8 protein-coding genes are annotated in these 11,897 nt (G+C 62.5%); 2 read left to right on the forward strand and 6 right to left on the reverse strand.

From position 1 onward, the window contains the following. The first annotated feature begins 25 nt into the window (after positions 1–25). A complete protein-coding gene (locus QNM97_RS24490) occupies positions 26–3,250 on the forward strand; it encodes a DEAD/DEAH box helicase (RefSeq protein ID WP_283820714.1) in 3,225 nt (1,074 codons plus the stop codon). 668 nt (positions 3,251–3,918) lie between these two features. On the opposite strand, the gene QNM97_RS24495 is transcribed toward QNM97_RS24490, so the two are convergent. Beyond that, the gene (locus QNM97_RS24495) at positions 3,919–5,229 is read right to left on the reverse strand and encodes an ISL3 family transposase (RefSeq protein WP_283820715.1); all 1,311 of its coding nucleotides are present in this window, start codon (positions 5,227–5,229) and stop codon (positions 3,919–3,921) included. 162 nt (positions 5,230–5,391) lie between these two features. Between QNM97_RS24495 and QNM97_RS24500 the strand changes: the two genes are divergently transcribed. Then, positions 5,392–6,408, forward strand: coding sequence for a tetratricopeptide repeat protein (locus QNM97_RS24500; RefSeq protein ID WP_283820716.1), 1,017 nt, complete (start codon positions 5,392–5,394; stop codon positions 6,406–6,408). A 250-nt stretch (positions 6,409–6,658) separates the two neighbouring features. Here QNM97_RS24500 and QNM97_RS24505 read toward each other — a convergent pair. The 5 genes from QNM97_RS24505 to QNM97_RS24525 form a co-directional block, all read right to left on the reverse strand. Beyond that, positions 6,659–7,806 (reverse strand): IS3 family transposase gene (locus QNM97_RS24505; protein WP_283823313.1). Its coding sequence is split into 2 segments (ribosomal slippage): positions 6,659–7,539 and positions 7,539–7,806, totalling 1,149 coding nucleotides; the frame shifts between segments, so codons are not numbered across the junction. Positions 7,807–7,946: 140 nt separating this feature from the next. Then, entirely contained in the window at positions 7,947–8,750 is an 804-nt protein-coding gene (locus QNM97_RS24510; protein ID WP_283820717.1) for an amidohydrolase family protein, read from the reverse strand. A 36-nt stretch (positions 8,751–8,786) separates the two neighbouring features. Beyond that, entirely contained in the window at positions 8,787–9,869 is a 1,083-nt protein-coding gene (locus QNM97_RS24515; protein WP_283820718.1) for an AbrB family transcriptional regulator, read from the reverse strand. Between the two features lie 53 nt (positions 9,870–9,922). Continuing rightward, positions 9,923–10,990 carry a PrpF domain-containing protein gene (locus tag QNM97_RS24520; RefSeq protein ID WP_079931595.1) on the reverse strand — a complete coding sequence of 356 codons (1,068 nt, stop codon included), beginning with the start codon at positions 10,988–10,990 and terminating at the stop codon, positions 9,923–9,925. Beyond that, positions 10,987–11,805: a sterol desaturase family protein gene (locus QNM97_RS24525; protein ID WP_283820719.1), complete on the reverse strand. Its 819-nt coding sequence runs from the start codon at positions 11,803–11,805 to the stop codon at positions 10,987–10,989. Before QNM97_RS24525 ends, QNM97_RS24520 begins: the two co-directional genes overlap by 4 nt. Positions 11,806–11,897 lie beyond the last annotated feature (92 nt).

Raw genomic sequence — 11,897 nt, forward strand, 5'->3', positions numbered from 1 at the left:
ACGTTCTGACGAGAGCTGAGCGGGGATGGAGCAAGGGCAGAGCGCCAAGGTGTGGCGTAGTGCAGATCAATGGTCGGCCTCGCTAATTGTTGACGGCAACATTGCCCGCCAACTCCTGGTACCGGCTTCGGGCTTCACAGGCGTTTCAGAAACCGCAGGCGCGCTGGAAGTGTCAAATGTGTTCGGTACCTGGCCCGCCTCGACGGTAGACAAGCCACTCGCGGCCGACGATCTGTGGCTCAGGTTGCCGGTCGGGACGAAGGCAGGCGACCGCGTACGAGGCGCGACCTGGAACAGGCCTGGCCCGCTGCCGCGCAACTCTTCAGCCGAGGTCCTCGATAGCTACCGTGGTGCACTGCGGCTGGAGGACTCTAGTGAGGGCGAGGTCGGTCTTCGTTCGCCGCAGTTGGGAGCGATCCATGCAGTGCTGGGCTACTGGACCACGAAACGGCCCGAACCCGCGACCGTCGTGATGCCGACGGGCACCGGGAAGACCGAGACCATGCTCGGCCTCCTTGTGACAGCACAACCTAGACGTCTGCTTGTGCTTGTTCCGTCAGACGCGTTGCGAGAACAGATCGCGGGTAAGTTCGACCGCCTTGGAGTGCTCCAGGAACTCGGCATCGTCGCGTCTCGCGCAATCCGCCCTGTCGTTGGTCGCGTCGGCCATCAGTTCTCCGCAGAAGGCGAGGCTGTTGCATTTGCTCAATCCTGCAACGTCGTCGTGAGCACCCCGTCTGCCCTTCACACATCGACCTCAGAGGTGCGAGCAGCATTTCTCGCCGAGTTCAGCCATCTGTTCGTGGACGAAGCCCACCACGTTGCCGCATCGACCTGGACTGACATCCGGTCAGCTTTCGCCGGCAAACCGGTGATTCAATTCACGGCTACACCCTTCCGTGAGGACGGGAAACACCTGCAAGGCCGGATCATCTACTCCTTCCCACTCCGCGAGGCCCAAGCGCAGGGGTACTTCTCGGAGATCGACTTCAAGTCGGTGGTTGACTTCGAGAACCCAGATGGGGCGTTGGCGGCCGAAGCTGTCGCAAGATTGCGGGCAGATCTCGGAGAGGGTAGAGACCACATCCTGATGGCGCGGGTCAAGAGTATTCCGCGAGCGACGGCCATCCTGGCGCTCTATGAAAAAGCGGCACCTAACCTCAAGCCAGTAGTCATATACAGCACCCTCAAGGCCAAAAGCCGCAACGCAGCCGTCGATGCCCTGAAGACTCGAGAGTCCCGCATAGTAGTTTGTGTCGACATGCTCGGCGAGGGATTCGACCTCCCCGCGTTGAAAGTCGCCGCTGTCCATGACTCGCATGAGAGTCTGGGCGTCACCCTCCAGTTCATTGGACGATTCGCGCGAACGTCTTCTGGTGGCGAGTTCGGTGACGCCGCAATGTTCGTCGCTCGAACAGAACTTGAGCCTGATTTGCGCCTGCGAAGCCTCTACGCCGAGGACGCGGATTGGAACCTCCTACTCCGGGACATCTCCGAGGCTGCCGTCGATGAACAGCAGGAGGTCAGCGATTTTGAGGCCGGATTCGGAAGCCTGCCGGACGAGGTCGCGCTCCGAAGCCTGCTCCCGAAAATGAGTGCTGTCGTCTACAGAGCGCCGACATCACAGTGGAACACTGACGCAATCGTTGGCTACTTCGGCGAGGAGGCGCTGCTTACCAATCCAATTGGCCTGAACGCACAGGCGGGTGTCGCTTGGTGCGTCGTCGAGCGTCGAATCCCGGTCCGCTGGGGCGATCTCAAGACGCTCGACGAGATTGGTTACGAGCTGTATGTCTTGTACTTCGATAGCGAGCGCAGGCTGTTCTACATCAACAACTCGGCCAACGACGGGGTCTTCGAAGAGCTCGCGGAGGCCGTTCTTGGCCCAGGAGCTTTGCGCTTCAACGGAAGTCAGGTCTACCGCGTAATGGGTGACGTCCAGCGCCTTGTGCCCACGAACGTCGGCGTTCTCGATGCTCGAAGTCAGTTTCGTCGATTCTCGATGCACGTCGGCTCCGACGTCACCGAGAGTTTCACCGCAGCCGAGGCCGGTACGAAGACCCAGACCAACATCTCTGGATCGGGTTTCCGCGAGGGAGAGCGCGTCAACATCAGTGCGTCCCAGAAGGGTCGGATCTGGTCGCACTCAACGGCGACGAGTCTGAAGCAATGGTGCGACTGGTGCGATGCCATCGGTGCAAAGCTCCTCGACGACACACTCACCATCGACCATGTCATCGGAAACTTCATACTCCCCGAACCACTGGACGGTCGGCCAGAGGGAGTACTTCTCGGCGTCGAGTGGCCGTGGGAGCTTCACACCCAGAACGCGGAGAGTATGAAGCTCACCTACGAAGACAAGACCATCGAGGCGGTCTATTGCGACCTCATTCCAGACACGTCGAGCACAACGGGACCATTCAAGTTCGCGATCTCCAATCGCGCGTGGACTGTGTCCTACGAAGCGGCAGTGAGCATGGAAGGTGACGTGACGTACTCCTGCACCAGCGCAGACGACATTCAAGTGATTCGACCGCGTTCGGAATTGCCGCTCAGCACCTGGCTGAACCGGGCCGGCCTAGTCTTCTTGCTCAATAACGACCGGATCGTCGAAGGTGGGCTTCTCTACCGGCCGCGGGGGGACTGTGCACCATTCGATACCAACAATCTCGTTGTGGTCGACTGGTCCGGAACGGACATCAAAGTCGAATCGCAGCAAGCCAATAAACTCGGCCACTCAATTCAATATCGAGCGATCAGAGACACGCTTGCCGACGCTGACGGATGGGACGTAGTGATCGACGACGATGGTCCAGGGGAGATCGCGGACATCGTCGCAATGAGGCTAGACGACGAGGGCCTACTTGTCCGTCTCCTCCACTGCAAGTACTCAAGTGATGTCACGCCAGGCGCGCGAGTGGCCGACCTATACGAAGTCTGCGGCCAGGCTCAAAAGTCGGTGGCATGGAGGCGCAGCGATCTCGGCCCGTTCTTCAAGCAGCTCGCGCGTCGCGCTCAAGCAAAGCACCAGCGTACGGGAGTCAGCCCGTTTGAAGCCGGTGATGCGGCTCGTCTGCTTCAGCTTCAGGCCCAAGCGCAGGTCCATCGAAGGCGAATGGAAATAGTGATTGTCCAACCCGGACTGAGCTCGACGCAATTGAGCCAACAGCAGTCCGATCTCCTTGCCGCTGTCGAGACCTACGTCAGGACCACCATCAATGCGCCTCTCAAAGTCTGGTGCTCGCAATGACAGACGATGTGGTCGAACCCAAAGCGACCTCAACGCAATGAAGCTCCGAGGTCGGCGGCCTTCTTCCGCAAACGACGAGCGGCTGGCTCTGATGCGTTCCGCGGTCCTCTGTGAAGACGCGAGGCTCTCCGACCATGCGAAGCAACGGGTCAATCAAAGCCTGCTCGGCCGCCGACAAGGCGCGCTGGAGACAACGGCATGCTGTGACGACCAACCGCTTGGCTCCGGCTACCATCCGGTACATGACCGACGCACTGCCGCTTCGAATTTTCCTTGCTTCTCCTGGCGACTTACAGGATGAGCGAAACGCGGTTCACGCCACTGTTGATGAGCACAATCGCCGACGCGAGGGAACAGATAGTGTCACCTATGAGGTAGTTGGGTGGGATCGTGTGCGCGGCACCGTACGTAGGCCGCAAGCGGCCATAAACGAGCTGATCGACGAGTGCCATTTCAGGTCGTCCTCTTCAAAGCGAGTTGGGGTAGCGAGCCGGGCAGTCCATGGGGGTACACATCGGGTACCGAGGAGGAACTGTTCACCGGTCTGATGGAGCTGGCAAGAGCCGACCAGCCGATGCGAGACGTCTGGGTCGCGTTCTTCGACACATCGAGCCCGGCTCAGCGGATTGGTCAGCTTAAGGGGCTCTTCGAGGTTGAGCGGGCACTGCCTAGCAGTGGAAGTGGACATTGGCCCGCTGGGTGCGGGTGCAGTGGAATCGTATCCGGCGGCGTGAGTTCTCGGTGTTGCGGAATCCGCACGCGACTCGTTTGACCTGTTTGACCAGGCGGTTGTACCCCTCGGTGCGGGCGTTGGTGATCCCGGTGTGCAGGAACGCGAGCACCGCCGGCCACCAGGTCTCGATGGTGGTTGCCAACCGGGTGACCTCAGGGATATCGGCGTCGGCGCACCACGCGTAGAAGCGGTAGAGACGATCACGGATGTCCGTGTCGTCCGCGTTGTCTCTGGCTGCGGAAAGTAGTTGGCGTAGTTCTTCTTTCGCGATGTAGGCGATGATGATCTGACCGCTGGGGTCGTTGTCGATCAACGAGTTCCACATCTTCGCAAAAGACTTGGGCGCCAACTTCTCTCGCGCTGTCAACAGCCGGTGCCGGTTCGCCCATTCCGGGTCCTGCTTGCGGCCCCGGCGGCCGTAGGCGTCGAAGGTGACACGGCGGCGTACCGCGGTCACCATGTCGTTGGCCAGCTTGATCAGGTGGAAATGATCGACGACCACCTGCGCGTTGGGCAACAACTCGGCGGTCACCGCGGCGGCGTAGGCGGCCGACGGGTCGATCGCCACATGGGTGACCTGCTGGCGGAACTCGTCGGTCTGTGCGGTCAGCCAGTCGGTGACCGTTGCGCTGGTGCGTCCTTCGACCTGCCCGAGTAGGCCCTGATCGCCACTGAGATCGACGAAGCCGGTGTCCCACGGGTCGACCCGCACGAACCGGGCTCCGTCCTTGTCGCGGAGCCAGCGGGGCTTGCCGCGGCGGGTCTCATCGATCCCGAGAACCCGCACCGGCTCCACATCGGCGAGGACCTCCTCGGCGTGCTCGACGAACGCCGCGTGAGCGGTCGGCCACGAGACGCCCGCGGCCGCGGCGACCTCGATCACCGACCGGGCCGCCTCGCCGATGCTCCGGCCGATCTGGGTACGCAGACGGGTGGTGGTACGACGCCGTGGCGGGACCTGCTGCAAGGATTCGGTGAACGACCGGCGCTCACAACCCGAGTTCTGGCAGTAATAGCGGGTCTTGTTCCACCGCAACAGGATTGGATCATCCCCGTATCGGATATCACGCGGTCGGGTGACCGCGTGACCCTTCACCGAGTCGGAGGTGATCTTGCAGTCCGGACACCTCGCGGCCGCCGGGTCAGCGGTTACCACCTCCACCACCCGCGACCCGTCTCCCAGCCGGGTGACCGACCGGACCTCGAGCCCTTCCAAACCCAACAACAACGACGTAGCATCAGCCATGCCCCTGGTACTCCTCAACTGAAATCGGAATGTGTCGCAACATCCAGATTTCCGGAGACCAGGGGCGCTTCATCTCAACGACACGCCGGCCCTCTGACCAGGCAGTGCCCGCTCAAACTTGAAGAGCCGCTTAAGGACCAGATCATCGAACAGCATTTATTGATGTTCGAAACTATTCGTACAGCAAGGGATCTGAAGAGCAAGCTCGCTGAGCGCCTCAATCTTTGGGCGGCAACGGCAGTAGTGCCGAAGATACCCCGGTACGTCGATTTGCTTCCCACATCCGGAAAAGATGTTCTGAAATCCGCGAGTTTGCGCCTGCGTGGCGAGAAGCTCGTCGAACTTGGCCAGCCAGAGTTCGGCCGTGCAGCGCTCGAAGAGGCGGCCGCGATCGGTGGGCCGGACGAGCATTTGGCCCTCGCCGCGTTTCTGCGGCACGACGGTGAGCTCGACCGGGCTCTGGAACAGACACAACAGGCGATCGACTTTTATTCTGCGGCAGACGACACGCTTCACTCCGTGGCGGCTGCGGATGCCTTTTCAGCGCAGGCAAGGGTTCTCAGCGCACAAGGCAAGAAATACGACGCAATCGGGCGTCTTGAGCAGGCGCTGTCATTGTTGCTGCAGGATGATCTCGCCAGCGAAGCTGTTCGTTGCAGAATCCTGGATGATCTAGGGTTGGCGCACCAACACCTCGGCGACCTCAGGTCTGCTCGCCAGAATTTTGAAGAATCTCTGCAACGTAGACGCAAGCGGTTGACCGCCCGGGACGTCGCCCAACTAATCAACCTCGCAAGGCTTGAGGTCGCAGAGGAAAGCCTTGATGCGGCCGTCGAACTCGCCAACCAAGTGATCGAGACACTTCTATCTTCCCCCACAACGGCACTGCACGGCAACGCGAATGCATTGGTAGCCCAGCTTCGACTGCGACAAGGTCGACCGGCCGAAGGAATTCCCAACGGAAAAGCGGCGTTGGCGGCAAACCGTCAAATAGGAAACAAGCCTGACGAAGCCATTTCACTTCTCGTTCTCGGGCAGTGCTGCCGTGCAGCAGGACTCCTCGACGAAGCGAGGAGCTATCTCTTAGATTGCGTCAAGGTGAATGAGAGCATGGGGAATGCCGCTGGAGTAGAAAAAGCGACGTGGCAACTCGATCGTCTCAATGACGACGATGCGTGAAATCATTCATTGATGACCGTACCTGTATTGTCGACTTGTACATAGCCGAGTCCAGGCCAAAGTAGCGCAGTCAGTCGACCCCGCTCTTCCCCGCAACCGGTATCGAGCTGTGCTGCGTGCGAGCCGATTCGCGGGACGTCGCCAATCGGCGAGTGCGCGCTAACCGAGTATCGCGTCGTGTCCACTGCCTGTGGCAGGTCCCCAATAACCGGTCCAGGCAGTTCTAGAGCCAGTTCCTACTTGCAGTCGATCAGTCGATCTCGCAGCCCACGGGGTGATGTTGGTGGGTGCATCCGGCAGCGTACTCGGCCGGGGTCTTGTAGCCCAGTGCCGAATGCCGGTGCCGATGGTTGTGGTCATCCTTGAAGTCGCCGGTGACCACACGGGCCTCCAAGATGGTGGGCCAGCAATTGCGGTTCAAACACTCGTCTCGCAACCGGTTGTTGAACGACTCGATGAACCCATTGTTCCACGGCGTGCCCGGCGGAATGTAGGAGATCCCGACAGTCCCAGAACAGAACTCGCGCAACGCTTCTGATATGAACTCGGGCCCGTTATCCATGCGCAGCACCAGCGGCGGGCCATCCCAGATCGCGAACGTCTTCTCCAACTCCTCGATCAGGCGTTCGGCGGTGATCGAGCGGTCCACAATATTCAGCAGCGACATCCGGGTGTGTTCATCGACCATCGATGCGATCTTGATCTTGTGCCCATCAACGGTCGAGTCGAACTGATAGTCCAATGCCCACACCACTTTCGGCGCGTCCGCATTGATGATCGGCACCGACGATTGACCGGCCCGTTTCCGGCGTGGCGCGCGACGCACCTGCAAACCTTCATCCTTCCACAACCGGTGGATCTTCTTCTTGTTCACCTCGATACCGTCGTCGAACCGCAGATGTGCCCACGCCCGCCGGAACCCGTGACGCGGGTGTGTGCGGGCGTAGGTCCGTAGTTGCTCACGCAGGCCCGCATCGGGGTCGGCCGGAGTCTGCGCCAGCGGCACACGCCGGTATGCCGACCGGGAAAGCCCAACAACCTTGCACGCCATACGTTCTGACATGTTCATCACATCCTTGAGCATGTCGATCGCGGCGCGTTTGGCAGTTGGGCTCAAAATATTCCCTTCGCGATCTCCCGCAGCGCGTCCTTCTCCAACTCGGCATCAGCGAGGAGCCTTTTGAGCCGGCTATTCTGCTCGCGCAACTCCTTGAGCTCTTTGGCGGCATCGGCGTCCATGCCGCCGTACTGGCGGCGCCAGTTGTACAACGTGGCCGCCGACACCTCCAAGTCGGCGGCGATCTCCTCACCGGTCTTACCCTGCGCCGCCAACTCGTCTGCCCGGCGCAACTTGCGCACGATGTCCTCCGCCGAGTGACGCTTCCGTCCTGCCATGATCTCCATCGTCCCTTCGTGCCCTCATCAGGGCAATCAGGACTCTAGAACAGCCCGGACCGGTTCACGGGGGACACGCCAGGACGGCTCACGCCGAGCCGCAACCGTTGTCATGCACAGCGTCGTGTGACGGACCCGCTCAGCTAACGCGTCTGTGTTGCCGTCTGAGTAAGAGTCGCTGCGGACGTGGATGTGGAAGTGCGATAGAAGGTCTCAGCGTTCGTGCGGAGTACGGCTTCGGCGTGTTCCTCGCCTACTTCGGACACCAAGATGTCGATGTCGTCGTCCGCGAAGGGGCGTCGAGCACGCGTCGACGGTAAATCGGTACCGAACATCAGCGCCGACGGGTCGATCTCCGCGATCTGCCGGATCGCGGTCGACACATCGAGGTCGACCCGCCCGAATCCGGTCGCTTTGACCCGAACACCCCGCTCGACCAACCGCAGCAGAATCGGCAGGCCTTGGGGCGATAGGCCCAGGTGATCGATGCTGACTGCGGGCAGACTCCCGATGACGTCGACCAGCTCGGGGAGGTCGGCGGCGTCGACGTAGAGCTCGGTGTGCCAGCCGGCGATGTCATGCACGCGACGGGCGAAGGCGTCGAGTTGCTCTATCGTCTCCGAGCCGCCCCGGCGCACATTGAACCGCACCGCACGGATACCGGCGTGGTCGAGCTCGATGAGTTCCGCGTCCGTCGTGCTGGCCGGAATTTGGGTTACCCCCACGAAGGTGGGTCCGAGGCGACCGAGCGCGTCGCGCAGGTAGGCCTGGTCGAATGCCTGGAACGAGCCGGATACCACCGCGCCGCCCACCACGTGCAGTCGCTCTGCGTGCTCGCGGTAGGCATCCACGTCGAACTGCTCCGGGAGAAACCCGTTGTTCTCGACCACCGGGAACGCGTGATCGATGATGTGGAAGTGCGCATCGAAGATCGTGAAACCACCCATTCTGCAACTCCTCTCATAACGGCTCACGGCTGAGGGTCAGCCGAGCCTGGTGTCTACGCTTGGCGCTGCGACGCTTGGCGCTTCCGCGCGATCCCGCGACCCCAGACGGCGCCCGATCTGGGTCCGGTCGGAGAACACCCGTGCAGCGATCGCCGCCGCGAAGACCATCGTCAGCAGCCGGATCACCTGGAGCGTGCTCACCACAGGACCAGCGCCGGTGTCCGTGGCAGTCGCCATCACCGCATAGATTCCACCGGGTGTGGTGGCGAGGTAGCTCTGCCCCAACGATATGTGAAGCCACACTGCGACTCCCACGGCCATGGCGAAGCACGCGCCCATCATCACGCCGATCAGCACGGCGGTGACGGGTAACAACCGGACGAACAACCGCAGCGAGGCACGGGTGAAGGAGCCACCCGCCTGCCATCCGATCACGACGTAGGCCACCGCCACGACCAGGCTCGGCAGGTCGAACCGCAGTCCGGGGACGGCGAGTTCGACGACGAGGGTGACCATCAGGGGCATCAGCAAGTACGGGGCCGGCACCGAGAGCCGCGCACCGATCCGACCGGCGAGAGCGACGATCGCCACCGCGACGGCCAAGCCGAGCACACTCGGTGCGTGGCCGACGGCGGTCGACCGCTGCGGGTGCAGTCCGATCGCGATGAGCACGAACGGCAGAGTGACCGTGACAACCACAAGCCGAAGGTACTGTGAGAACGCCACATAGCGATGATCAACGTCCAGGTCGACAGCCATCGTCGAGATGCCGCTCGCCCCACCCGCCAGTGTGGAGAGCACGGCCGTCGCCGGCGAAACCGCACCCCGGCCGGCCCATGCGACAACGCGAGCACACCCCAGACACAAGGCCAGGGTCGCGGCGCTGACTGCGATCGACACGATGAGATAGCGCTGCGCCGTACCGGCCCCGACGGTGGCGAGTGGGGCCGCGGCGAGGATTCCGATGATCGACTGGCCCGGTCGCAGTGCCCAACGGTGCGGCGTCAGCTCCTGACCGCCGATGATCGCCACCATCCCGGCGGCGATCGCCGCGGCGACGAGCCAGGACCCGGGCATCCGTAACTCGGTGAACACCGCACCCACGCCGACTGTGACCACAGCGCACACTCCCCACCGCGCGGTGCGGCCATGCACCAAACCGCCGGCCCCCATTAGCTGGCCATCGCGGTTGGATCGACGAAAACGGTGCCGTCGAACAACTTTCGTGCCGTGCGCTGCAGCGAGGCGCGCATCGGCGTGCCTTGCGTACCGAGCGCGACGTCGACCTCCATGACTCCGGCCGGATGCTCGATGAGAAGCGGCGCGCGCTGTGGGCCGCCGAGCACGGAGTCGACGACCGTATTGCCCACCGCCGCAGCGGTCGACAGCGCTATCGCACCGGACACCGCATGCGCAGGGTGGCAGCCGATGGGGACGAAGTAGCGGGATCGGACTGCGGCGGATGATCCCGACCGTGACACCAGCATCACCTTCGGTAGCACGCGACCGCGCACGTCACCCATGCCCATCTGCAGCGCTGCGCGTAGGCGCATCGCTTCGATCGCCTCGCCGAGGCGGCGGTCGGCATCGAGGTCTGCGGGATTCTCGTCTCCGCCCAGGCCGAATGATTCGGCGCGGGCAACCACGGCGCACACGGCCGCGTCGATGCCGGTGAACTCGATTCCACCGGCGACATCGACAGGTCGGCCGGTCGGGTGCAGGCGGCCCGTGGTGCCGCCGACGAACTCGGTGAATGCGACGTCTACCGGTGCCGACCGGCGTGGCACACCGGCGATCCGATGATCTCCCTGATAGGTGACGATGCCCCCGGGAGTGCGTACCGTGAGCTCCACGCGCGCACCGGTGTTGACGAGATTCACTCGAACTGTTGTGAGTGGGTCGCCGGCGGGTACGAGCCCCCTCTCCACGGCGTAGGGCCCGACGCCAACCAGGAGGTTGCCGCATGTGGGGGTCCAATCCACCCGCATGGAATCGAGGTCGACCTGACCGAACAGATAATCGATATCGCAGCCTGGTCGGGTGGACGGTCCGACGATCGCGACCTTGCTGGTGGTGGTGCTTCCGCCGCCAACGCCGTCGATCTGCCGTCGATCGGGCGATCCCATGATCATCGGCAACAGCGTGTCGAGATCTTGGCCGGTCTCCTGCAGATCCGACCGCAGGAAATACATCCCCTTCGACGTTCCGCCGCGCATCAGCATGGCCTGTACCGCGATCATCGGGTCACCGACTTTGCGGTCTGCGCTGAGCGCGGGCCGGCATCTGTCGCCGGTCGTAGTGCGAGCTCTTTGAGCTGGCGCGGATGGAAGGGCACAAGAAGGAGTCCGATGAGCCCGAGGTCGCGGGAGTAGTCGAGGCCGATCCGCCAGTCAGAGGTTCGCTGCCGCCGGTTGAATGTGCCGAACATCCGGTCCCACCAGGGGAACAGGAACCCGAAGTTGGTGTCGGTGTCCTCTATCTGGTCGTGGTGATGAGCCACGTGCGTCTCCGGAGTGAACACCACCAGGCGGAGCCAGCGCTCGATCCGTTGCGGGACAGCGAGATTCGAGTGGTGCCACAACGCGGCCACGAACGCCAGGGTTCCGAAGACGGTCAGGTAGAGCGGCGGGGCGCCGATCACGATAGCGACCGCCACGAGAAGGATCTGATGCAGAGACTCCTCGACCGTGTGCACGCGGGCACCCGTGGTGAAGTCGAAATCCTCGTCCAAGTGGTGGACCTGATGGAATCGCCACAGCAACAGGCTTCGATGGCTGACGCGGTGGAACCAGTAGCCGGCCAGATCGAACGCCAGGACGGCAAGGATCATCCCAGTCCACATCGGGAGTCGGTTGATCCCGACCGGCGGGTGAACGACCTGTGCCGCGGCCAAGCAGAGCACCGTCAACGGCGGTATCGCAACATGATTGATCACGGTGAAAGTCAGGTTACGGGCGGTGCGCGCACCCCGTGGGACGGCGCGCCCCCAGCGGGCCGCCCCCAACTCCGCGATCCCCAGTAGGATCAGCCATGAGATCTGTACAGCGATGAACACATTTGCCTCCAAACGTGTTTGAGTGGATCGACAAGAGCGTTGGGCACGCCGCGCCGCGGACCCTCGAAGGTGTTCACATTTGTGAACGACAC

Source organism: Gordonia sp. L191 (assembly GCF_030077625.1).
Lineage (GTDB): Bacteria > Actinomycetota > Actinomycetes > Mycobacteriales > Mycobacteriaceae > Gordonia > Gordonia polyisoprenivorans_A.